The sequence below is a fragment of the Flexivirga oryzae genome (genome assembly GCF_014190805.1).
In the GTDB taxonomy this organism is placed as follows: domain Bacteria; phylum Actinomycetota; class Actinomycetes; order Actinomycetales; family Dermatophilaceae; genus Flexivirga; species Flexivirga oryzae.
In genome coordinates, this window is record NZ_JACHVQ010000005.1 from 155268 (window position 1) to 175658 (window position 20391).

The following is a 20391-nucleotide window of genomic DNA, read 5'->3' on the forward strand; positions in this document are numbered from 1 at the left end:
CACTGTAGATGGTGAGTGCGTCGCGCCTGGTCGAACTAGCCTGAGGTGTATGACGATCCGCATCCCCGGTCTTGCACTGACCGACCACACGCTGCCGGTGCCGCTGGACCACACCGACCCGGGCGGCGCGACGATCGAGGTGTTCGCCCGTGAGGCGGTGGCGGTCGACAAGGTCGGTGAGGATCTGCCCTGGCTGGTCTACCTGGAGGGTGGGCCCGGCGGGGAGAGCCCGCGGCCGATGAAGGCCGAGGGCTGGCTCGGGCACGTCACCAGGACGCATCGGGTGCTGTTGCTGGACCAGCGCGGGTGCGGTCGGTCGACTCCCGTGACCACGCGTTCGACCGCGGGGATGACCGGTGCGGAGATCGCGGAACACCTGCGGCACTTCCGGGCCGACAGCATCGTGGCAGACGCCGAGATCTTCCGGACGCAGGTCGCGGGCGGCACGCCATGGACGACGCTCGGCCAGAGTTACGGCGGTTTCATCACGCTGACCTACTTGTCGCAGGCACCCGAAGGGCTCGCCGGCTGCATGGTCACCGGCGGGCTGGCCGGTCTCGAGGCGACCGCCGAGGACGTCTATGCGCGCACCTTCCCGCGGATCGCGCGCAAGAACGCCGCCTATTACGAGCGGTACCCGGAGGACGTGGCCGCGGTGCGGCGCATTGCGGACCACCTCACGGCGCACGAGGTGGTGCTGCCGGACGGTTCGCGGCTGACGCCGGAGCGGTTCCGGCTGATCGGGAGCACCTTCGGGATGAGCTACGGCTTCGAGCACGTGCACTGGCTGCTGGAGACCGCCTGGGACGGGGACCAGCTCGCCGATCGCTTCCGGGAGTCGGTGATGGTCGAGACGTCATACGTCAACGGGCCGATCTACGCCGTGCAGGAGTATTGCTACGGCGCCCCGGGGAAGCCAACCGGCTGGGCGGCGGACCGGGAGATCGAGCGGCGGCCGGAGTTCGCGGTGGATGCCGGGCGGCTGTTGTTCACCGGGGAGACGATGTTCCGCTGGATGTTCGACCAGATCCCGCTGCTGCGGCCCTTCGCGGAGGCGGCCGACATCCTGGCCGCGGTCGACGACTGGCCCGCCCTCTACGACCTCGACCGGTTGGCGGACAACACCGTCCCGGTCGTGGCTGCGGTCTACTTCGACGACATGTATGTCGACGCCGACCTCTCGCTGGACACCGCCCGACGGGTCGGCAACGTGCGGCCGTGGGTGACCAACGAGTACGAGCACGACGGCCTGCGCACCGGTGCCGTCATCGAACGGCTGACCGACATGCTGGCGGGCAAGGTCTGACCCGCAACCGCCCTGTCGGGCCGATCTCCGGAAGGCACTTAGCATGGGGGTATGACTTCGCCCGTGCCGACCGACATCGACCAAGCCGTCGCCGACCAGCACAAGCGCGTGTTGCTGGCGGCTCCGCGCGGTTACTGCGCCGGTGTCGACCGTGCCGTGGTGACGGTGCAGAAGGCCCTCGACCTCTACGGGCCGCCCGTCTACGTGCGCAAGCAGATCGTCCACAACAAGCACGTCGTGGCGACCTTGGAGAAGCGTGGTGCGATCTTCGTCGACGAGACCGACGAGGTGCCCGAGGGCGCGACCGTGATCTTCTCGGCGCACGGCATCGCCCCGGTGGTGCGGGACCAGGCCAGGGCGCTGTCGCTGCGGACCATCGACGCCACCTGTCCGCTGGTGACCAAGGTGCACCGGGAGGCGCGCCGGTTCGCCTCGGACGACTACGACATCCTGCTCATCGGGCACGCCGGCCACGAGGAGGTCGTGGGCACCTCGGGTGAGGCACCGGACAACATCGTGCTGGTCGAGTCGCCCGAGCACGCCGACACCGTCGAGGTGCGCAACCCCGAGAAGTTGGTCTGGTTGTCGCAGACGACGCTGTCGGTCGACGAGACGATGGAGACGGTCCGCCGGCTGAAGCAGCGCTTCCCGAAGTTGCAGGACCCGCCGTCCGACGACATCTGCTACGCCACCCAGAACCGCCAGCTCGCGGTCAAGCAGATGGCGCCGCGCACCGATCTGATGATCGTGGTCGGCAGCCGCAACTCGTCCAACTCGGTGCGGTTGGTCGAGGTCGCCGTGGAGCACGGCGCCCGCGACGGGCACCTGGTTGATTACGCCGACGAGATCGACGAGGCGTGGCTGGCCGGCGTGACCACCGTGGGTGTGACCTCGGGGGCCTCGGTGCCGGAGATCCTGGTGCGTGACGTGCTCGACTTCCTCGCCGAGCGCGGGTATGCCGACGTCGAGGCGATCACGGCGGCGGAGGAGAGCCTCCTCTTCGCGCTGCCCAAGGAGTTGCGGCGCGACCTCAAGGCCGCCGGTATCAGCGACCAGATGAAGCACGACGCCGGATCCCTCAGCGACGCCGAATCGCTGCGCTGATCCGCTCAGCCGGCGTCGGGCACGTCGGCGTCGCCCGGTCGCGTGGCCGGGTCCCGGAAGTCAAGCGTCGGGCGAGCCACGTCCTCGTCCAGCGCGTCGATCAGCTCGTGTGCGGTGAGTGGGCGGGCTGGTGTCTCGACCGCGCGCAGCCGCTCCGGCGGGGCGTCCTGCGCCAGACCCAGGGCGTGCATCTGCCGCGCCGTCACCAGGACACGCGACTCGAGAGTGCCGATCATCGCGTTGTAGGCCTCCACCGACCGGGTCAGCGACTGCCCGACCTTGGCGGTGTGCCGCCCCATGGTGCCGAGCCGGTCGTAGAGCGTCTGGCCGAGGGCGAGCAGCTCGCGCGCGCCGCGCGCGAGGCTGTCCTGTTGCCAGGCGGCGGCGCTGGTGCGCAGTAGTGCCAGCAGGGTGCTCGGTGAGGCGGGCACGACCTTGCGGCTCATCGCCCGGTCGAGCAGCGATGGGTCCTGCCGCAGCGCGGCGGCAAGCATGGCGTCGGCAGGGACGAAGCAGACCACGAGCTGCGGGGACTGCTCGAACGCGCTCCAGTAGGCCTTGGCGGCCAGGGCGTCCACGTGCCGGACCAGTGCCTTCGCATGCTGATCGAGCAGCCGGTCACGATCGACGGGGGTGAGGTGGTCGGCCTGCGCGTCGAGGAAGGCGCGCGTCGGTGCCTTGCTGTCGATCACCAGCACCCGGCCGGCGGGCAGCCGGACGACCACGTCGGGGCGGATGGTCGCGTCGTGCCGGCTGACGGCAGTGACCTGCTCCTCGAAGTCGCAGTGCGCGAGCATCCCGGAGTGCTCCAGGACGCGCCGGAGCTGCACCTCGCCCCAGGTGCCGCCGGTCGACGTGGCACGCAGCGCCCCTGACAGCTGCGTCGTCTCCTGGTGCAGCGCCCCGGCGACCCGGCCCACCTCGGCGAGTCGCGCCCCCAGCTCACCGAACTGCTCGACCCGGTCGCGCTCCAGCGTCGCGACCTGCTTCTCGACACGCCCGAGGGTCGCACTCAGCGGCGCGAGGACCGCCGCGGTCTGCTGGTCGTCGGCCACGGCGGACTCCAGGTCGATGACGCGCTCGCGCAACAGGTCACGCTCGGTGCCCAGGGCAGCGCGGCGGGCGGCATACGTCTGACGCAGCAGCGCCCAGGTGACACCGGCGGCGAGCAGTGCGCCGGCGACGAGGCCGATCACGAATCCGGTCATGGGTGCAGCCAAGCAGGAGGTGCCGACAACCATCGGCAACCGGCCCGATCAGGCGAGCGTCTGCCGCAGCCAGTCGTCGATGGATGACGCGGCGCGCTCCCACCGGGCGTCGAGCATGACGTCGTGCGGCAGGCCGTCCCAGAGCACCGGGGTGACGGCGTACCGGCCGGCGGTGAGCGCCACGTCGTGCGGCGTGGCGGTCCGATCCTGCGAGCCGCCGGCCACCAGCAACGGCGTGCCGACCCGCCGGGTGCGCACCGGTCGGGTCACCGTGTCGATGACCGCCCGAAAGCTCTCGTCGGTCAGCCGTGCGGCCCAGGTCTCGACGTCGCAGGCGGGCGCGTCCGCCGAGAAGAACCAGTAGCGCGTGGCCCGCGGTGTGGCGAACAACGGCAGCAGGCGAAGCGTCGCGAACGCCCGCGCGGCTGCGGCCGGGCTGTGTCGTATGACGCGCAGCGTCAGCCGCATCCCGCCGCTCGGCGGAGTGGAGCCGACGAGCACCGCTGCCGGCACGTCGTGCCGCTCCAGGTAACGCTGGACCACGAACCCGCCCAGTGAATGACCAACCAGGACAGGAGGTTCCGGCAGCGAACCGACTACCTCGCCGAGGTCGTCGAGGTAGTCCTGGATGCTCGCCCACAGCACCGAGCGGTCCGCGGGACTGGCGCCGTGGCCGCGCAGGTCGAGTGCCACCGCGTGCCAGCCGCGATCGGCGAACCAGGGCAAGAAGTGTTCATCCCATGCCCACGCGCCGTGCATGGCGCCGTGGACGAAGAGGATCGACGGCCGGCCGGGGGATCGGGTGCCCCGTTCAATGGTGGCGATCATCGCGCACCTCCAGTTATTTGACAGGAGTAAAATAACGTACATGCACCCACTTCGCCAGGGTCCCAACTAGGTTGTGAGCCGTGCCGAACCGCCGTCGCATGAGCCCGGAGCAGCGCCGGGCGCAGTTGCTGGACGCCGGGGAGGCGATCTTCGGGCAGGGCGATTTCGAAGAGCTGACGATGGAGGAGATCGCACGTCACGCCGGAGTGACCAGGGCGTTGCTCTACCACTACTTCCCGTCCAAGGCCGACTTCTTCGCGGCGATCTGGCGGCGTGCCCACGAGAAGCTGGATGAGGCACCGGACCCCACCGAGACGGGGACAGTGCGCACCTGGGTGGCCGGGCGGCTGGCGGCATACCTGCGCTTCTATGGCGAGCACGCGCACCTGGTCCTCATCGCCAACCGCAGCTCGGTCGCCGCGGATCCGGCTGTCCGCGAGCCGGTTTCGGCACATTTCCGGGCGTTGGGCGGGACCGTGCTGGACGCCGCCGGGTGCACGGGGGAGTCCCGTCCGGTCGCCGAGGCCGCGTTCGAGGGCTGGATCGCCTTCGTGCGGGTGACCAGCCTCGCCGCGCTCGTCGACGAGCGGATCAGCCCCGCGCAGAACGTCGCGCTGTGTCTCGCGGCACTCGACGCCACGGTGGGCAGGTATGCCGATCTCGGCGCGAGCCCGCAGCCGCACTAGACTCCTGAACCCGTGGCACTCACCATCGGAATCGTCGGACTTCCCAACGTCGGCAAGTCGACCATGTTCAACGCACTGACCAAGAACAACGTGCTCGCCGCGAACTACCCGTTCGCGACCATCGAGCCGAACGTCGGGGTGGTGCCGCTGCCGGACGAACGTCTGGACAGGCTCGCCGCACTCTTCAAGTCCGACAAGACCGTGCCCGCGACCGTCTCCTTCGTGGACATTGCCGGCATCGTGCGCGGCGCCTCCGAGGGGGAGGGGCTGGGCAACAAGTTCCTGGCGAACATCCGCGAGGCGGACGCGATCTGCCAGGTCATCCGGGTCTTCGAGGACGACGACGTCGCGCACGTCGACGGCAAGGTGTCGCCCGAGTCCGATATGGAGACGATCAACACCGAACTGATCCTTGCCGACCTGCAGACCCTGGAGAAGGCGCTGCCGCGTCTCGACAAGGAGGTCAAGGGAAAGAAGACCGACAAGTCGGTGCTCGACGCGGCCAAGGAGGCACAGGGGATCCTTGAAGCCGGGGACACGCTCTTCGCCAAGGGCTTCGACGTCGCGCCGATCCGCGAACTGGGTCTGCTCACCGGTAAGCCGTTCCTCTACGTCTTCAACGTCGACGAGGACCAGCTGACCGACACCGAGTTGCAGGCATCGCTGCAGAAGTTGGTCGAACCCGCGGAGGCGATCTTCTTCAACGCCAAGCTGGAAATGGACCTCACCGAGATGTCGGACGGGGACGCCCTGGAGATGCTGCAGGGCTTCGGCGCCACCGAGTCAGGTCTGAACCAGCTGGCGCACAAGGGTTTTCGCACCCTCGGGTTGCAGACCTACCTCACGGCGGGCCCGAAGGAGTCGCGGGCGTGGACCATCCATCGAGGGTGGACGGCGCCGCAGGCCGCCGGCGTCATACACACCGACTTCCAGAAGGGCTTCATCAAGGCGGAAGTCATCTCGTATGACGACCTCATCGAGCTCGGCTCCGTCGCGGAGGCCCGCGCCCACGGCAAGGCGCGTATGGAGGGCAAGGACTACGTGATGGCCGACGGCGACGTGGTGGAATTCCGATTTAACGTCTAGCGTTAATGACGTCAGGCGTTATATGCTGCTCCTGTGATCAGATCGTTCGCTGACCGTGATACCGAGAAGGTCTGGCGTCGCGAACCGGCGAAACGATTGGATCCACGGATCCACAAGGCTGCTAACCGCAAGCTGCATCTGCTCGACGCTGCAACGACGTTGGACGCTCTGAGGGTGCCGCCCGGGAATCGTCTTGAGGCGCTCAAGGGCGATCGGCTGGGCCAGCACAGCATCCGGATCAACGACCAGTGGCGGATCTGCTTCCGCTGGACCGATGCCGGTGCCGAGGACGTGCAGATCGTGGACTACCGCTAGGAGGAGAGATGGCTGAGAAGTTGTACCCGCCGATCCATCCCGGTGAGGTCCTGATGGAGGACTTCATCGAGGGCTTCGGGATCACGCAGAACAAGCTCGCTGTGTCGATCGGTGTGCCGCCGCGGCGGATCAACGAGATCGTGCACGGCAAGCGTGCGATCACGGCGGACACCGCGTTGCGGCTGGGTCGCTACTTCGGGATCGAACCGCAGTTCTGGCTCAACCTGCAGACCCGTTACGACCTGGAGCTCGCGGAGGATCGCGTGGCCGAGCAGATCGACGCGATCGATCCTCTGAAGTCTGCATGATTCGCGTCCACACCATCACGATCGAGGCGCGGGACGTGGCGTTGGTTGGCCGCTTCTGGCGCGACTTCCTGCGATACAAAGTCAGCCCCAATCACAGTGACTCTGTGCTGCTGTGTGGAGACGGTCCGTCGTTGCTTATCCAACCGATGGGAAGCACCGCTGTTGTGGGGCGGCTACACCTCGATCTGCGCCCCGACGACGCGGGAGCCGAGGTATCGCGCGCCCTCAGCCTCGGCGCACGCCGGATGGATGTGGCCCAGGCAGGGCAGGAGGGGTGGACGGTCATGTGCGACCCGGAAGGCAATGTGTTCTGTGTGCTCCAGGGAGCCCACGAGTTCGAGGCCATTTTGGCTGCTGATCCCGGTAGTTGTACGGCGATCGACTGACGAATCGAAGGGGCGACCGCGGCGCTGTTGGTCGCGCATCAGGCGAGAGGTTGCTCGATGCCGCAACTCGGTGGAATGGAGGTTCGCGTTCTAACGTCTGCCGGCAACGAGGCACGTGTGGCCCGAGACGATGGCCGCCACTTCGCTCTCGTCGGATGGTGTCTGTCGGCCGCGTCGGCTGTTGTGGAATACAATCGACCCGCCCCTCAAGCCTCTCGAAGAAGCTCAAATGGGAGGGGCCTCTTTCTTTCCGGGGTGCCGTTTGAAGCCGAGTCTCTCCTGGGATGAGCAGACCGGCCTCATGGTCAGGGGGGCCTCGCCGTTGCCGACGAGCTTGCATGCGCCGGTTTCCTTGCCGCCACGAATTACTACCGGTTCTCAGGCTATGCACGCTAGTTCCAGAAGGCTCTCCACCTCGGCGACGACGACTTCAGTCCGGGCGTCACCTTCGACGAGATCCGCGCCGTCTACGACGCTGACGCGGCGCTGCGCATTGCGCTCGTCCGGCCGCTCGCGCAGGTCGAGCTCATGCTCCGCTCGCACGTCGCCCGCGTCATCGCCGACGAGCGCGGCGCCTACGGCCGGTATCTCGAGGAGAGCTTCTACATCGACGTCGGTGACCGTGAGCCGACCGTCGAGTCATGCCTGCGCGACATCGATCGCAACAAGGACCGCCACATCCTCCGGTACCGAGAGTCCGGTGTCGACCGCGCCGACTACAGCAAGCTCCCGGTGTGGTCAGCCGTCGAAGCCTGGTCGTTCGGCACGCTGTCGAAGGCCATCGAGCGAGGCGCGGGCGGCAACCTCGCCGACTTCGTCGCGACGAGCACCGGAATCGCCAAAGCCGGCTTCGCCTACCGAGAGTGCGGGCCCTGGTCGATCTCCGGAACCGGTGCGCCCTCCAAGAGGAGCTCGGCTAGAGGTCTGCCGTCGAGTCTCGGGCAGCGTCGGTCCCGGCATCGATTTCCCCGAGAATGTACATTTTGGGGTACTCTTGAGTCATGGAGATCACCGCAACCAAGGCGCGCGACCAGCTCGGTCGGCTCATCGACCGAGCGCACACCGAGCCCGTGTACCTCACCCGCCACGATCGGCGGGTGGGCGCGATCGTGGATGCCGACACCCTCGATCGGCTGATGGAGGCGGCCGAGGAGCTAGAGGACATCGCGGCCTACGACGCGGCGAAGGCCGAAGGCGGAGAGAGCGTCACGCTCGATGAGCTCCGTCGCGAGCTCGGTTTGTGACCTACACGGTTCGAATCGCGTCTGCCGCGCGTCGTCAGATCCGTAAGCTCCCGCGTGATGGCCAGGAGCGAGTCGCCGCCGTACTCGTCCTGCTGGCTGACGAGCCTCGACCGCCAGCGTCGAAGAAGCTCACTGGCCGTGACGCGTGGCGGGTTCGCACGGGGAACTGGCGGGTCATCTACGAGGTCCATGACGACGAACTCGTTGTCATGGTCGTCGCGGCAGGGAACAGGCGTGACGTCTACCGGCGATGACGCAGATGGTCCTACGTGACGAAACCCGGTGGAGTTCCGGTTTAACGTCCAGCGTTAATGACGGATGTCGTTATGTATTTGTCCCGTGATCAGATCGTTCGACAGTAAGGACACCGAGCGCACCTGGCATGAGCAGTACGTCAAGCGCGTCGACCGTACGGTGCAGCGATCGGCCTTGCGGAAGCTCGGGCTGGTTCATGCGGCGAAGGATGTCGAGGACCTCAGGATTCCTCCTGGGAACCGGCTGGAACGGTTGGTCGGCGATCGCCGTGGGCAGCACAGCATCCGTGTGAACGCGCAGTGGCCCACCTGCTTCGTCTGGAGTGATGGAGGTGCAGACAATGTCGAACTCGTCGACTACCACTGAGACCGATCTGATCGAGCCGATCCACCCGGGAGAGATCCTGATGGAGGACTTCATCGAGGGTTTCGGAATCACGCAGAACAAACTCGCAGTGTCGATCGGCGTGCCGCCGAGGCGCATCAACGAGATCGTGCACGGCAAGCGCGGCATCACTGCTGATACGGCGATCCGCCTGGCGCGCTACTTCGGCACGTCCGAGGAGTTCTGGATGAACCTGCAGTTCGAACTACGAGCTGCGCCTTGAGCGGCGCGCGCTGCGTGACAAGGTCCAGGCGATTAGGCCGCTGAAGACCGGATGACCGTGCTGGTGGCTGTGGGTCGCCGCTGCTCGGCGTAACGACAAGCTGCGGAGGTGATGGCGATGGCGACAATGACCGCGCGCGAGTTCAACCGTGATGTCAGCGCCGCAAAACGCGAGGCCAACAGTGGGCCCGTCGTGATCACCGATCGCGGTGAGCCGGCCTACGTTCTTCTGTCGATTTACGAGTACCACCGGATGGGCGAGAGGGGTGCATCGCTCGTCGACCGTCTGAGCATGGACGATGACCTCGACATCGAGTTCGAGCCCGCCCGCATCGAGCTTGCGGTCCCCGAGTTGTGAGCTATCTGCTCGACACCAACGTAGTCAGCGAGCTCCGCAAGCCGGAGCGCAGGGCAGACTCCGGTGTGCGAGCCTGGGTCGCTGCGCGGGCGGCGTCGGATCTCTACCTCTCGGCAATCACTGTGCTGGAAGTAGAGGGAGGGATTGGGCGGCTGTCCAGACGTGATCCGGCTCAGGCGGAGCGACTGCGGGCCTGGCTCGATGGCGAACTGCTCGATGCCGTCGCACGCCGGATCCTGGCCGTAGACGTACCAGTCGCGCGTTGTGCGGCGCGGCTCCAGGTCCCCGATCCCAGACCGGAGCGCGACGCCCTGATCGCGGCCACGGCCGCCGTCCACGGTCTGACCGTGGTCACGCGCAACGTCAAGGACTTCGGCTGCCTCGATGTGGCGGTCGTCGACCCGTGGGGTTGAGTCCGGGCTGCGCGCACGCTGTCGGTTGAGGACGCTGCGGTCATGACGACCGTTCTGGCGGGCAGCTCGCCGGCTGGATGTCTGTCAGTCGGGGACGGACGCGACGTCGGGGGCGATGACGGCAAAGAGGTCGCCGATCCCGGCAAGACTGGCCTGCTTGAGAGCGTCCGGAGCCACTCCGCCGAGGTCGGGAAGATTCCGTGTCGCCGTAGCGCTGGCGACGACGGTCGGCGCGTAACCGTGGCTGAAAGCGCCGTCGGCCGTGGAGCGGACGCACATGTGTGCCATGAATCCGGTGAGAATCACGTTCTGCCGCCCGAGGGCGCGGAGCTGTGTGTCCAGGTCGGTCGCGACGAACGAATTCGGGTAGTTCTTGACGACCACGGGCTCGCCGGCGCGAGGGGCGACGCGGTCGACGATCTGCCCGATCTCGGCGCGTACGTCGTAGGGAGTACCCTCGCCCGCGTCGTGCATGATGTGCACCACCGGAGTGCCGGCAGTTCGAGCGCGGTCGAGCAGTTCGGCCGCGGCGTCGATCGCCGGCTGCACACCGTCGAGTTCGAGCAGCCCGCGGGTGTAGGTGTTCTGTATGTCGATCATCACCAGCGTCGAGTCGCTGAGCGACGACGGTGTGTCGGGGAGCCCGGTGAGCTGTCGCAGCGTGATGGCCTCGGTCATGTCGGGTCCTCTCGTTCGTCGCGGGCACCGTGCCCACAAGCTGCGCGAAATGTAGCTGTTGGCACGTTGCGTGGTGGTTGCAGTCGGCCCGGAGACATCCGCCCAGCGCTCGCGGTCGTCAGTCAGGGTGCGGTGGCCTGCGATTCTGCTTGACCTCGGAACGCTCCCGCTTTGCTTCCAGTCGGCGACGCTGTGAGCCGGGGGTGCGCCGGGTCGGCCGACGAACCGGCGCGGGCATGACTGCGTTGCGAAGCAGTGTGGCGAGTCGCTCCCTCGCAGCGGCGCGGTTGCGTCGTTGGGAACGGTGCTCGGCCGCGCTGATGGTCAGGATCGTGCCCGACAGTCGCGGGGCGAGTCGCTCGAGCGCGAGTTCGCGCTGAGTCTCGGTCAGTGCCGTGGTGCTCCCGACGTCGAGGCTGAGCTGCACACGGGAGTCCGCAGTGTTGACGCCCTGGCCGCCCGGTCCGGAGGCGTGCGAGAACTGCTCGAGGAGCTCGCCGGCGGGAACGATGAGTCCCCGCGGTGCGCCCGGTCCCGGTGGTATGTGCAGGTCGTCCACAGCGATCAGTCTGCCGGGATGCCCTCGGCCGTCCAATCGATGGAGCCACCTCATGCTCATGTGACGCACCGAGGGCGTGGTGTGAGTGCACCGTCCAGGGAGCGGCCTGAATCCCGCTACGGTGCAGGTGATCTCGTTTGCCATCACTCTTGGAGGCCGCCATGCCCCGCACCCGGGTTCACAACCTGTTCGTCTCGTCCGACGGATTCGCGGCGGGCGACCGGGTGACGATGGAACACCCGATCGGAGGAGCGGAGGCGCTCTTCGGCAAGTTCGACGGCCGGGTCATTCACGGAGTCCACGGCATCGACGAACCCGTGACCGTGGATCGCGCGCTGTTCAGCATGTGGGGCCAGGGGGTGGGCGCGGAGATCATGGGCCGCCGCAAGTACGGACCGCAGACCGGCGAATGGCCGGACGACGGATGGCAGGGCTGGTGGGGAGACACACCGCCGTTCGGTACTCCCGTCTTCATCCTCACCCATCACCCGCGGGAGAGCATCGAGTTCGCCAACGGCACCAGCTTCCACTTCGTGGACGCCTCGCCCGAGGATGCGCTTCGTCTCGCGCAGGAGGCGGCCGGTGGGCTGGACGTCCGGATCGGTGGTGGCCCGTCGACCGTCGGCGAGTTCCTGCGGGCCGACCTCGTCGACTTCCTGCATCTGGCGATCGTCCCGATCGTGCTCGGGACCGGTGTCCGGATCTGGGATCACCTGGCGGGTCTGGAGGACCGGTTCACCGTCGAGTCGATCGGCACGTCGAGCGGGCTGACCCATCAGCTGTGGAACCGGCATCACGCGCAGTAGTCGGACGCCGCGCCCAGCACCGGTCGAGGACCGCGGATACCGTTGCGGTCATGGCAGTGCGGCGGCTCGGCGACGGTTACGAACCCCACGTCGACGAGGAGGACGGAGAGCTCACCTACTCGGTCCCGGTTGACGCGGGGATCACGTCGGCGAGCTTCTCGTTCCGGATCACGCAGTCCGACCTCGAGGTGCTGCGCACCGACGCATACCGTCGCGCGGCGCTGGAGGTGATCGGCCACGCGGTGCTGCAGCGATCGATGGACCCGGAGCGCGCGCCGGTCTCGCAAGAGCAGTTCTCGGGCCTCGTCGCGACCCTGCTGCACGGCGCGCCGGGCGAACTCGAAGCGGCGATCGACCGCGCCGGCGTCGAGCACCACATGGTGACGCGCCTGTACATCGACCAAGTGCTGCAACGGCGAGAGTGACCGCAGCGGGAGTGGCGACAGCGGCCACGTTCCGAACTGCGGTGACGGCTGCGGATCGGGGGCCTGTCGGCGGAAGTGTTTGCAGATGGGCTCGGGTGTTCTCAGCGTGCCGACCGGCCGCCCGAACGAACGCTCCGACTCAGTGACTTCAACCGTGAGTCGTGCTCCGCCGCCGTCAAGGCGTCGGCAAGCGCTTGTTCGAAGGCGGGAGCCGCCGCCTGGTAGGACTGGCTCCCGTCGTCGGTGATGACGACGTAGACCCCGCGGCGGTCGTCGCCGCAGCTCTCCCGGCGGGCCAGTCCGGCCGACTCGAGGCGGTCCACCAGTCGGCTCACCGAGCTCTGATTCAGGGACAGCGCGTCGGCCAGGTCCAGCAGTCGGACTTCGTGCTCGGGTGCGTGGGCGAGCATGGCGAGTGCCCGGAAGTCCGACCCGGCCAGACCGAGGCGTCGCAGTGCCTTGTTGGTCGTCTGCTCGATGGCCGTGTGCAGCGCGATCAGGTCGTTCCAGCCCTGCACGGCCGGTGAGGGGGCCGACGCGGATCTCTTCTGTCGCGGGGTCATGTCTTCATGGTACATGCGTTGACGCACAGTGCATGCACATGCATATAATTTGGAAATGACTTCGACCTCAGTGGATCCCGGCGGTTCGGCAGTACGGTTCGTCATCCAGGCGGCGATCTGGGGTTCGAGGTTCACGCTCATCTCGGTGGCTGTGCGGGCGGTCAGCCCCAGCCTCGTCGTGCTGTCACGGTTGGCACTGGCGGCCACCGTGCTTCTCGCGTTGGCCGGGTGGCGGCATGCGGCGCTCGTTCGGGGCCGGTCGCTCTGGCTGCACACCGCGGTGGCTGCGGCTCTGGGCAACGTTGTTCCCTATGTGTTCCTGACGTACGGAGAGCGCACCACGGCGGCGGGCACGGCGGGTGTTCTGATCGGCGCCACCCCGTTGCTGACCCTCGCACTCGGGGTCGTCGCAGTGCGGGATACGCCGCCCTCGGTGCATACGTTCGTCGGATTCGGCACGGCCTTCGCCGGACTGGTCCTGGTGATCGGTCCGCACGGCGGTGGTTGGGCACCATCTCCCGGGATGCTGCTGTGCCTCGGCGCCGCCGTGAGCTACGCGGCCGGGTACGTCTACGTCCGTCGATTCCTGACCCGGCCGGGTACCTCCGCGCTCGGTGCGGCGGCCTCCCAGCTGGTCGCGGCTCTCGCGCTGCAAGCAATACTCACGCCGGTGTTGGGGTGGCACATCGGAGTCGTTCACCCCGATGCGGCGATGGCGTTGGTGCTGCTCGGTTTGCTCGGAACCGGTTACGCGACTGTGTTGTACTTCCGGTTGATAGCGGACCTCGGGGCGGCTCGAGCGGCCGCGGTCGACTACCTCGTCCCGGTGTTCGCGGTCCTGTTCGGCGTGCTGGTCAGCGGAGAACACCTGGGCGCCTCGGTGATCGCCGGCGCCGTGTTGATCCTGTCCGGTATGGCGATCGGCGAGGGCCGCGTGTCGTTCCGGCGGTTCGCCGGAGGGCGATGCGTCGATCTCTGATCACCAGGTCCCCTGGACGGCCGGCTCCCGCGGCGCAACGGCTCCTTCCCGTGGCGCTTGGGGTTGGGGTGCGGTGTTGGCCGGTGCAAGGGCGAGGATCAGCAGCGCGAGACCGATGACGCACAGTCCGATCCAGCCGAGGGGAGTGAGGCGTTCGCCGACGATCAGAACGGCCAGGATGGTCGCGACGGCCGGCTCCATGAGCGTGACGGTGGTCGCCGTGCTCGCCGAGACCTTCGCCAGTCCGAAGCCGAACACCAAGTAGCCGAGGAACATCGTCACCAGCGCCATGTATGCCGCCACGGCGAAGTTCTGCGTGGACGTGAGCAGGGGTGCGCCGGTCACCAACAGGACGGGGACGAGCAGTGCGCCGCCGATGCCGAAGACCGACCCCATTGCCGCGGACCGCTCGACACCCGAGTCGATGAGGCGGTGCGCCGACCACGAATACGTCGCGTATGCCGCAGCGGCGACCAGGCCGAGCAGGACGCCGGCGAGAGTCGACGCGATGTTCGCGGCGGGGCCGTCGAGCTTCGACTCGCACAGGGCGGCGCTTCCCGCCACCCCGAGCCCGGCGGCCAGCATCCACCAGCGGCTCAGCGGCGACCTGTCGACGAGCCGCTCCAACAATCCGGCCGCCAGTGGTGCCGACGCGAGGGTGATCACCGACCCGACGGCGACGCCGGCGAGGTGCATCGAGCTGTAGAACGCCAGCGGATAGACGCCGACCGCCACCCCGCCGATCAGTACGGTGCGCAAGCGGGTGCGCAGGACGGTGCCGGCCCGACGTAGTGCCGGGAGGGCGATGGCTGCTTGCAGCAGACCGCCGATGCCGAGCGCGGCTGCGCCGATCGCCAACGGGCCGACGCCCGATGCAAAGGTCGCGGCAGTGCCGGTCGTGCCCCACACCAGCGATGCCAGGCCGATCGTCGCGATCCCCCAGGTCCGGTCGCGGTTCATGCGGCGTCCAGCATCGCGGCCGCCATCCGGCGTGCGGTCACGAGTCGGTCCGGTCGACCCTCCAGACCCGCCCGGCTCATCGCGCCTTCCAGGAGGAACGAGAGGTGCTCCGCCATACCCGCAGGGTCTGCGACTCCCGCTGTCTCGAGGTCCGCCACGAGGATCTGCTCGACCTGCTCCTTGTGCCGGCGCACTGCGTCGCGGCCGGAATCGCCGGCGGGCAACTCCGCGGCCGCATTGAGCAGGCCGCAACCGCGGAAACCGTGCTCGTACGCCAGGGAAGCATGGTCGAGATAGGCGTCGAAGACCGCGAGCACACGCTCGATCGGGGATCGTGCGGTCGCTGTGCGCTGGTCATACAGCGCCAGCCACTCCTGGTGCCGTGCCTCGATGTATGCCTCGACCAGCTCCGCCTTGGAGGCGAAGTTGTTGTAGAGGCTCATCTTCGCGACGCCGGCCTCCGCAGTGACGGCGTCGATTCCCGTCGCCGACATGCCGTGCGCGTAGAACAAGCGCGACGCCGCCTCGAGGATGCGTTCACGAGCGGGTGCTGCGCCCGGGTGACGTGCCATGTGATGTCTCCTGCCGTATTAGGTAGACCAGTCTACCTAATACGGGACGCCGTGTCGAACGGCTCACGGCGGAGGCGAGTTCGGATCGGTCAGCTCCACCGTCAGTCGGTTCGGATCTTGCACGACGAAGGACCAGTAGCCGACCCAGAACGGTTCGGGTCGAAGGGTTTTGACTCCTGCCGCGCGGAGTCGGGCAACGGCGTCCCGGAACGCCGCAGGCGGAAGAGCGATGGAGACCGACCTGACCGGCCGGGTGGCCGGTGCATCCGGTAGCTGGCCATCGGCCCAGCCCGGCTGGTGCGCCCAATCGTCCGGCTGCTCGACGGAGTCGACCCGGTGGAAGGTCAGCTGTACGCAGTCATGGACGAACGCGATGTCGTCAGCCGTGTCCCACACCTGTTCCAGGCCGACCAGCTCGCCATAGAAGTGCCGCGTTGCGGCGATGTCGGTGCTGTACTCGTAGCTGAACCACGTTGCCACGTTCTACCTACCCTTCGTGCGAGGAACCGACGTTGTGGTCAGGCCGCGCCGGCTGCAGCAGCGCATGCGTCTCGGCGGTCGTGAGCGCCGGGATCGGCAGCGGGGAACGGTGGCCGTCCGTGCGGAGTCCGTCGAGGGCGATCCACAGATATCGGCGGTACAGCTGCCCTGCATCGTCGCGTTCGTCGAGTGGGGGTCCGTCCTGGGCGACACCCGCCACCGCACTGAAGGCGATCTGCAGGAAGATCAGGTCCGTTCCGGTGACGTCGTCCCGAAGGGCCCCTGCCTCCCGTGCACGATCTGCCACCAGGTTGACCAACGGCGCGATCCGGTCCCGGGTCTCGTCATACTGCGCGGCGCGCCCGTATCGGCCCGCGAAGATCTGCGCCATACCTCGGTCTCGTGCCTGGAGAGCGAGAGATCGCTCGAGATACAGGACGAGCCCGTCCCAGGGGTCCGGCTCGGCGAGTGCCGCGTGCAGGATCCGCTCGACCTCATCGTTCTGGCGCTCGAGGATCGCGTCGATGAGCTCCTGCTTGTTCGCGAAGCGTCGGTAGGCGGTGCCCACGCCGACGCCGGCATGGTGGGCGACGTCATTGAGCGTCACGCCCAGGCCGTTCCGGGCGAGCAGCTCGCGCCCGGCCGTCAGGAGTCGCTCGCGATTGAGGGCGGCGTCCTTGCGCAGCGTCTGGTCGGTCGCGCGCGTCGGCGTCATGGGCGCCATCGTACACAAAGCGGATAGGCGTTATCCGAATTCGTGTTAGAGTGAGGTATACGGATACAAAATATCCGGTTATCGCGTATCTCCCGAAGGAGGCACTGAATGGCCAACGAACAACCGCACTTCACCCTCAACAACGGTGTCGAGCTTCCGCAGCTCGGCTTCGGCGTCTACCAGACGCCGCCCGACGAGACCGCGGAGGCGGTGCAGACGGCGTTCAAGGCCGGCTACCGCCACATCGACACAGCCGCGGCATACGGCAACGAGAAGGGTGTCGGCGAGGCACTGAGACGATCTGGTCTCGACCGGTCCGAGGTCTTCATCGAGACCAAGGTCTGGGTCGTCGACTACGGCTACGAGCAGACGCTGCACGCCTTCGAGAAGGGCTCCGCGAAGCTGGGGATCGACCAGATCGACCTGCTGATCCTGCACCAGGCGTACCCGAAGGCGTTCGGCAGGACGATCCAGGCGTACAAGGCACTGGAGACCCTCCTCGTCGACGGCAAGGTCCGTGCCATCGGGGTGAGCAACTTCCTGCCCGAGCGATTGGAGCGGCTCCTGAACGAGACCGACGTCGTGCCGGCCGTCAACCAGATCGAGGTGCACCCCTACACCCAGCAGCGGGAGCTGCAGGCGTTCGACCGTGAGCACGGCATTCTCACCCAGGCGTGGTCGCCCATCGGCGGCCTGCGCACCTACGGCAACGGCGACACTCCGCTGAGCGACCCGACCATCGCGAAGATCGCACGGGCACACGGGAAGACGCCCGCGCAGGTCATGCTCCGCTGGCATCTCCAGGAGGGCCGCCAGGTCATCCCGAAGTCGGTGCGACCGACACGCATCGCGGAGAACTTCGACGTCTTCGACTTCGAGCTCACCCCGGATGAGGTTGCCGGCATCGATGCGCTGGAGCAGGGTATGACGATGGTTCCGGACCAACTCGACTTCGATGCGTTCCGCATCGAGATCCCCGAGGCATGACACCGTGCGTGCACTGGTAACCGGCCGCGGACCGGAGTGGAGCCTGGCCGACCTGCCGGTCCCGGAGCCAGGCCCCGGTCAGGTCCTGATCCGCAATCACGCAGCGGCGACCAACAACGCCGACCTGCCCATGCTCGCCGAGGCCGATCCCACGGACGGCGGCACCGGCTCCGAGTTCGTCGCGGGGTTCGAGTACGCCGGTGAGATCGCCGCCGTCGGCGACGGGGCGGGCGACTGGCGATCCGGTGATGGGCACCTTCCCCTCCGCGTTCGCCGAGTACCTGGTCTCCGACCACCGATTCGTCCTGCCCCGCGAAGGACTCGCGCCGGAGATCGCCTGCGCTCTCCCGACGGCACTGCTCACCGAGTTCGGCGCGCTCCGGGCGGCAGCCTTCGAGCCGGGGCACACCGTGCTCGTCACCGGTGCGAGCACCGGCATCGGCATGATCGGCGTTCAGGTCGCCAAGGCGCTGGACGCCGCGCGGATCATCGCGACCACGCGGACCGCCGCCAAGAAGGACCTGATCCTGGGCCTCGGTGCCGACGTGCTGCCTGCGGTCGCCCGCGGCGACATCGCGCCGGTCATCGACTCGACCATGGACGTCGCGGACTGTGCGCGGGCCGCAGACCGGCTGCGGTCGGGTCAGGCGATCGGCAAGATCGTGCTCGTGTTCGGATGACGGATTCACCGGACTCTGCCGGCCCCAGGGGCGTCAGGGTGCTGAGGACGCCGGCCAGATGATCTGGTCGGCGCCGGCTCGGTCGCGGCTGGTGCCCGGCGACGTCACGTCCCCCGGTGCGTGGGCTGCCACACCGAAGGCGGTGGTCGTGGTGACCTCCCAGTGGGGAGGGACGTCGAATTCACGCGCGATACCCGCACGGTCGAAGGCCCGGAACTGGTGGGCGTCCAGCCCGATCGACAACCCCTGGATCGTCATGTGTGCGACGGCCTGCCCCAGGTCGTATCGCGCGAACTCGGAGTACTCCCAGTCGCACGTCTCGTCGACGAGCACGCGCGCGAGGTTGACGACGAGGAGGGAGGCGTCGGGTGCCCATCGCGCGGAACTGCGTGCCAGGTGCTTGACGAGCCGACGGTGTATGGCGTCGTCGCGCCGGGCGACGATGAAGCTCCATGGCTGAGAGTTGCCCGCCGAAGGAGCCTTGCGCACTGCGTCGATCAGGGTGCCGAGTTGGGCGGGGGTGACCACCGCAACGGGGTCGAAGCTGACCGGGCTGAACCGGTTCGCCAGTGCGGGGTGGAGCTCCGGTCGGGCAGTGGGTTGGCAGGCGGTCACTCGACTGAGGATAGGGACGCGCCGGGCGGCTTGGTCCATGCGATGGTGTGCCGGAAGCCCAGGTGACGCTGCATGGCCGCACCGGGAAGGACGTGCTCGACCGCGGCTCGGAGCTGAGCGAATGTCAGCGTCGGGTCCCGGACCGGGAACGGCGCCGCCGCGTCCGATGTCTGTTCGGCCGGCCAGGGGTGTCGGACGTAGCCGATGATCGGGTTGGTCGCCATCGACGCCAGGTCCCAGGCGTGGTCGGCGACGGAGTCCGGCCTGGCCAGGCCGACGCAGAGGAACCGTCCACCCGGGTTCAGGATCCGGCGGACCTGCTCGAGTGCCGGCTCGAGGTCGAGATGATGCAGGACCGCGATCATGGTGACCAGGTCGGCCCCTGGTGGCACGGCATCGAGGGTCAGCGACTCCACCGTGACGTTCGACAGGCCGGCACAGCGGGCCGCGCTCACGCGACGCATGTCGGCATCGACGTCGATGCCGCGGATCAGGTCGAAGTGCTGCGCAAGGAGGGCCAGGAGTTCGCCACGGCCACAACCGACGTCCAGCGCCGTGCCGCGCCGGGCGGGCAATCGTGTGGTGATCCACGGGTGGAATGCGTCGTTGTGGCTCCAGGGGTGTCGGTCGTTCACCCGCTGCAAGGCATCGATCAGGCGCCTGCCCAGGGTGGTTCGTGACACTCCTCGAATATCCACGGCGCCAGTGTTACATCCCCGATCGCTTCCGCGTCCGTCGCTCGGCGCGCAGCGGACGCTAGGCTCGTCGGGCGATCGATCGTTGTCCGACACACCCGAAAGAGCATCTCCATGAGAATCCTGCATGTCCTCGGCCGCGCTGCCTTCGGAGCGCCGTTCGTCATCCTCGGACTCGATGCGGCGAAGGAGCCGGGGGCTCGGGTGAAAGCGGTTGAAGCGCTAGGGATTCCGCAACCGGAGCTCGTGGTCCGCGCCAACGGCGCCGCGATGGTCGCAGGCGGGGCGGCACTCGCGGCCGGCGTGCTTCCGCGCGCCGCCGCGGCGGGTCTGGCACTGTCACTCATCCCCACCACGCAGGCCGGCCACTCCTACTGGCGGGAGACGGACCCGGTGGTCCGCGGCCAGCAGCGCATCCACTTCCTGAAGAACGTCGGTCTGGTCGGCGCGTTGCTCGCCTACGCCGCCAAGGGCTGACCCGCTCCGGGTCGCGCAGCTCCGACGTTCCCGGCGGCGCTTCGCGCCGTGCCCGGTGGTTGAATGCCGTTGAGCCCTCGGGTCTCCCGTCCCTGAC

General features: G+C 67.8%; 29 protein-coding genes and 3 pseudogenes. 21 read left to right on the forward strand and 11 right to left on the reverse strand.

Translation table 11 applies throughout. The features are described from left to right. Positions 1-49 precede the first annotated feature (49 nt). Complete coding sequence (locus FHU39_RS21670) at positions 50-1306, forward strand: alpha/beta fold hydrolase (protein WP_183322817.1); 1257 nt, start codon at positions 50-52, stop codon at positions 1304-1306. Between the two features lie 51 nt (positions 1307-1357). Beyond that, a complete protein-coding gene (locus FHU39_RS21675; protein WP_183322818.1) occupies positions 1358-2410 on the forward strand; it encodes a 4-hydroxy-3-methylbut-2-enyl diphosphate reductase in 1053 nt (350 codons plus the stop codon). Between the two features lie 5 nt (positions 2411-2415). Here the strand turns inward: FHU39_RS21675 and FHU39_RS21680 are convergent, their stop codons facing one another. Both FHU39_RS21680 and FHU39_RS21685 read right to left on the reverse strand, forming a co-directional pair. After that, on the reverse strand, positions 2416-3618 hold the full coding sequence (locus tag FHU39_RS21680; RefSeq protein ID WP_183322819.1) for a DNA recombination protein RmuC: 1203 nt from the start codon (positions 3616-3618) through the stop codon (positions 2416-2418). Positions 3619-3666: 48 nt separating this feature from the next. Further along, on the reverse strand, positions 3667-4446 hold the full coding sequence (locus tag FHU39_RS21685; RefSeq protein ID WP_183322820.1) for an alpha/beta hydrolase: 780 nt from the start codon (positions 4444-4446) through the stop codon (positions 3667-3669). 80 nt (positions 4447-4526) lie between these two features. Between FHU39_RS21685 and FHU39_RS21690 the strand changes: the two genes are divergently transcribed. From FHU39_RS21690 to FHU39_RS21745, 12 genes and pseudogenes are all read left to right on the forward strand, one after another. After that, on the forward strand, positions 4527-5132 hold the full coding sequence (locus FHU39_RS21690; protein ID WP_221185799.1) for a TetR family transcriptional regulator: 606 nt from the start codon (positions 4527-4529) through the stop codon (positions 5130-5132). A gap of 12 nt (positions 5133-5144) precedes the next feature. Next, entirely contained in the window at positions 5145-6218 is a 1074-nt protein-coding gene (ychF, locus tag FHU39_RS21695) for a redox-regulated ATPase YchF (protein ID WP_183322821.1), read from the forward strand. 33 nt (positions 6219-6251) lie between these two features. Beyond that, on the forward strand, positions 6252-6533 hold the full coding sequence (locus tag FHU39_RS21700; RefSeq protein WP_183322822.1) for a type II toxin-antitoxin system RelE/ParE family toxin: 282 nt from the start codon (positions 6252-6254) through the stop codon (positions 6531-6533). An 8-nt stretch (positions 6534-6541) separates the two neighbouring features. Further along, the gene (locus FHU39_RS21705) at positions 6542-6841 is read left to right on the forward strand and encodes a HigA family addiction module antitoxin (RefSeq protein ID WP_183322823.1); all 300 of its coding nucleotides are present in this window, start codon (positions 6542-6544) and stop codon (positions 6839-6841) included. After that, positions 6838-7227, forward strand: a complete 390-nt coding sequence (locus tag FHU39_RS21710; RefSeq protein WP_183322824.1) for a VOC family protein — start codon at positions 6838-6840, stop codon at positions 7225-7227. The genes FHU39_RS21705 and FHU39_RS21710 overlap by 4 nt, the downstream gene beginning before the upstream one ends. A 456-nt stretch (positions 7228-7683) precedes the next feature. Beyond that, positions 7684-7956: pseudogene (locus FHU39_RS24465) on the forward strand (Abi family protein); the annotation flags it as partial. A 272-nt stretch (positions 7957-8228) separates the two neighbouring features. Continuing rightward, complete coding sequence (locus tag FHU39_RS21720; protein ID WP_183322825.1) at positions 8229-8471, forward strand: type II toxin-antitoxin system Phd/YefM family antitoxin; 243 nt, start codon at positions 8229-8231, stop codon at positions 8469-8471. Beyond that, positions 8468-8725: a type II toxin-antitoxin system RelE/ParE family toxin gene (locus tag FHU39_RS21725; protein WP_183322826.1), complete on the forward strand. Its 258-nt coding sequence runs from the start codon at positions 8468-8470 to the stop codon at positions 8723-8725. The genes FHU39_RS21720 and FHU39_RS21725 overlap by 4 nt, the downstream gene beginning before the upstream one ends. Positions 8726-8810: 85 nt before the next feature. Next, entirely contained in the window at positions 8811-9092 is a 282-nt protein-coding gene (locus tag FHU39_RS21730; RefSeq protein WP_183322827.1) for a type II toxin-antitoxin system RelE/ParE family toxin, read from the forward strand. Next, positions 9067-9388 (forward strand): annotated as a pseudogene (locus FHU39_RS21735) (HigA family addiction module antitoxin). The gene FHU39_RS21730 and the pseudogene FHU39_RS21735 overlap by 26 nt, the downstream one beginning before the upstream one ends. A 62-nt stretch (positions 9389-9450) precedes the next feature. Beyond that, the gene (locus FHU39_RS21740) at positions 9451-9690 is read left to right on the forward strand and encodes a type II toxin-antitoxin system Phd/YefM family antitoxin (RefSeq protein ID WP_183322828.1); all 240 of its coding nucleotides are present in this window, start codon (positions 9451-9453) and stop codon (positions 9688-9690) included. After that, on the forward strand, positions 9687-10103 hold the full coding sequence (locus FHU39_RS21745; protein ID WP_183322829.1) for a PIN domain-containing protein: 417 nt from the start codon (positions 9687-9689) through the stop codon (positions 10101-10103). Before FHU39_RS21740 ends, FHU39_RS21745 begins: the two co-directional genes overlap by 4 nt. Before the next feature lie 84 nt (positions 10104-10187). Here FHU39_RS21745 and FHU39_RS21750 read toward each other — a convergent pair whose 3' ends face one another. Together FHU39_RS21750 and arfB are read right to left on the reverse strand one after the other, a co-directional pair. Further along, on the reverse strand, positions 10188-10781 hold the full coding sequence (locus FHU39_RS21750; RefSeq protein WP_183322830.1) for a cysteine hydrolase family protein: 594 nt from the start codon (positions 10779-10781) through the stop codon (positions 10188-10190). Positions 10782-10899: 118 nt separating this feature from the next. Then, on the reverse strand, positions 10900-11340 hold the full coding sequence (gene arfB / locus FHU39_RS21755) for an alternative ribosome rescue aminoacyl-tRNA hydrolase ArfB (RefSeq protein WP_183322831.1): 441 nt from the start codon (positions 11338-11340) through the stop codon (positions 10900-10902). 161 nt (positions 11341-11501) lie between these two features. On the opposite strand from arfB, the gene FHU39_RS21760 reads away from it, so the two are divergent. Beyond that, the gene (locus FHU39_RS21760) at positions 11502-12146 is read left to right on the forward strand and encodes a dihydrofolate reductase family protein (RefSeq protein ID WP_183322832.1); all 645 of its coding nucleotides are present in this window, start codon (positions 11502-11504) and stop codon (positions 12144-12146) included. Between the two features lie 50 nt (positions 12147-12196). Then, complete coding sequence (locus FHU39_RS21765; protein WP_183322833.1) at positions 12197-12571, forward strand: hypothetical protein; 375 nt, start codon at positions 12197-12199, stop codon at positions 12569-12571. A gap of 101 nt (positions 12572-12672) precedes the next feature. Here FHU39_RS21765 and FHU39_RS21770 read toward each other — a convergent pair whose 3' ends face one another. Further along, entirely contained in the window at positions 12673-13134 is a 462-nt protein-coding gene (locus FHU39_RS21770; protein ID WP_183322834.1) for a MarR family winged helix-turn-helix transcriptional regulator, read from the reverse strand. Positions 13135-13189: 55 nt separating this feature from the next. On the opposite strand from FHU39_RS21770, the gene FHU39_RS21775 reads away from it, so the two are divergent. Continuing rightward, positions 13190-14113, forward strand: a complete 924-nt coding sequence (locus tag FHU39_RS21775; RefSeq protein ID WP_183322835.1) for a DMT family transporter — start codon at positions 13190-13192, stop codon at positions 14111-14113. Here FHU39_RS21775 and FHU39_RS21780 read toward each other — a convergent pair whose 3' ends face one another. The 4 genes from FHU39_RS21780 to FHU39_RS21795 all read right to left on the reverse strand — a co-directional run bounded on the left by FHU39_RS21780 (position 14114) and on the right by FHU39_RS21795 (position 16840). Continuing rightward, complete coding sequence (locus FHU39_RS21780; RefSeq protein WP_183322836.1) at positions 14114-15073, reverse strand: EamA family transporter; 960 nt, start codon at positions 15071-15073, stop codon at positions 14114-14116. Continuing rightward, complete coding sequence (locus tag FHU39_RS21785) at positions 15070-15645, reverse strand: TetR/AcrR family transcriptional regulator (protein WP_183322837.1); 576 nt, start codon at positions 15643-15645, stop codon at positions 15070-15072. Before FHU39_RS21785 ends, FHU39_RS21780 begins: the two co-directional genes overlap by 4 nt. A 63-nt stretch (positions 15646-15708) precedes the next feature. After that, on the reverse strand, positions 15709-16125 hold the full coding sequence (locus FHU39_RS21790) for a VOC family protein (RefSeq protein ID WP_183322838.1): 417 nt from the start codon (positions 16123-16125) through the stop codon (positions 15709-15711). Positions 16126-16132: 7 nt separating this feature from the next. After that, positions 16133-16840 carry a TetR/AcrR family transcriptional regulator gene (locus FHU39_RS21795; protein WP_221185801.1) on the reverse strand — a complete coding sequence of 236 codons (708 nt, stop codon included), beginning with the start codon at positions 16838-16840 and terminating at the stop codon, positions 16133-16135. A 108-nt stretch (positions 16841-16948) separates the two neighbouring features. Between FHU39_RS21795 and FHU39_RS21800 the strand changes: the two genes are divergently transcribed. The 3 genes and pseudogenes from FHU39_RS21800 to FHU39_RS21805 all read left to right on the forward strand — a co-directional run bounded on the left by FHU39_RS21800 (position 16949) and on the right by FHU39_RS21805 (position 18507). Then, positions 16949-17827: an aldo/keto reductase gene (locus FHU39_RS21800; RefSeq protein WP_183322840.1), complete on the forward strand. Its 879-nt coding sequence runs from the start codon at positions 16949-16951 to the stop codon at positions 17825-17827. 130 nt (positions 17828-17957) lie between these two features. Then, positions 17958-18017: pseudogene (locus tag FHU39_RS25270) on the forward strand (hypothetical protein); the annotation flags it as partial. A gap of 10 nt (positions 18018-18027) precedes the next feature. After that, the gene (locus FHU39_RS21805; protein WP_221185802.1) at positions 18028-18507 is read left to right on the forward strand and encodes a zinc-binding dehydrogenase; all 480 of its coding nucleotides are present in this window, start codon (positions 18028-18030) and stop codon (positions 18505-18507) included. Between the two features lie 33 nt (positions 18508-18540). Here FHU39_RS21805 and FHU39_RS21810 read toward each other — a convergent pair whose 3' ends face one another. Next, positions 18541-19122, reverse strand: coding sequence for a nitroreductase family protein (locus FHU39_RS21810; protein ID WP_343066061.1), 582 nt, complete (start codon positions 19120-19122; stop codon positions 18541-18543). Further along, positions 19119-19805, reverse strand: a complete 687-nt coding sequence (locus FHU39_RS21815) for a class I SAM-dependent methyltransferase (RefSeq protein ID WP_343066062.1) — start codon at positions 19803-19805, stop codon at positions 19119-19121. The genes FHU39_RS21810 and FHU39_RS21815 overlap by 4 nt, the downstream gene beginning before the upstream one ends. A 126-nt stretch (positions 19806-19931) precedes the next feature. Between FHU39_RS21815 and FHU39_RS21820 the strand changes: the two genes are divergently transcribed. Next, a complete protein-coding gene (locus FHU39_RS21820; RefSeq protein ID WP_183322843.1) occupies positions 19932-20294 on the forward strand; it encodes a DoxX family membrane protein in 363 nt (120 codons plus the stop codon). Positions 20295-20391 lie beyond the last annotated feature (97 nt).

Coding starts and splice junctions, on each gene's coding strand:
- FHU39_RS21765 (WP_183322833.1), top strand. CDS start 12,197: ATGGCAGTGCGGCGGCTCGGCGACGGTTACGAACCCCACGTCGACGAG.
- FHU39_RS21720 (WP_183322825.1), top strand. CDS start 8,229: ATGGAGATCACCGCAACCAAGGCGCGCGACCAGCTCGGTCGGCTCATC.
- FHU39_RS21775 (WP_183322835.1), top strand. CDS start 13,190: ATGACTTCGACCTCAGTGGATCCCGGCGGTTCGGCAGTACGGTTCGTC.
- FHU39_RS21670 (WP_183322817.1), top strand. CDS start 50: ATGACGATCCGCATCCCCGGTCTTGCACTGACCGACCACACGCTGCCG.
- FHU39_RS21795 (WP_221185801.1), bottom strand. CDS start 16,840: ATGACGCCGACGCGCGCGACCGACCAGACGCTGCGCAAGGACGCCGCC.
- FHU39_RS21820 (WP_183322843.1), top strand. CDS start 19,932: ATGAGAATCCTGCATGTCCTCGGCCGCGCTGCCTTCGGAGCGCCGTTC.
- FHU39_RS21750 (WP_183322830.1), bottom strand. CDS start 10,781: ATGACCGAGGCCATCACGCTGCGACAGCTCACCGGGCTCCCCGACACA.
- FHU39_RS21685 (WP_183322820.1), bottom strand. CDS start 4,446: ATGATCGCCACCATTGAACGGGGCACCCGATCCCCCGGCCGGCCGTCG.
- FHU39_RS21760 (WP_183322832.1), top strand. CDS start 11,502: ATGCCCCGCACCCGGGTTCACAACCTGTTCGTCTCGTCCGACGGATTC.
- FHU39_RS21770 (WP_183322834.1), bottom strand. CDS start 13,134: ATGACCCCGCGACAGAAGAGATCCGCGTCGGCCCCCTCACCGGCCGTG.
- FHU39_RS21680 (WP_183322819.1), bottom strand. CDS start 3,618: ATGACCGGATTCGTGATCGGCCTCGTCGCCGGCGCACTGCTCGCCGCC.
- FHU39_RS21705 (WP_183322823.1), top strand. CDS start 6,542: ATGGCTGAGAAGTTGTACCCGCCGATCCATCCCGGTGAGGTCCTGATG.
- FHU39_RS21785 (WP_183322837.1), bottom strand. CDS start 15,645: ATGGCACGTCACCCGGGCGCAGCACCCGCTCGTGAACGCATCCTCGAG.
- FHU39_RS21780 (WP_183322836.1), bottom strand. CDS start 15,073: ATGAACCGCGACCGGACCTGGGGGATCGCGACGATCGGCCTGGCATCG.
- FHU39_RS21710 (WP_183322824.1), top strand. CDS start 6,838: ATGATTCGCGTCCACACCATCACGATCGAGGCGCGGGACGTGGCGTTG.
- FHU39_RS21740 (WP_183322828.1), top strand. CDS start 9,451: ATGGCGACAATGACCGCGCGCGAGTTCAACCGTGATGTCAGCGCCGCA.
- FHU39_RS21675 (WP_183322818.1), top strand. CDS start 1,358: ATGACTTCGCCCGTGCCGACCGACATCGACCAAGCCGTCGCCGACCAG.
- FHU39_RS21800 (WP_183322840.1), top strand. CDS start 16,949: ATGGCCAACGAACAACCGCACTTCACCCTCAACAACGGTGTCGAGCTT.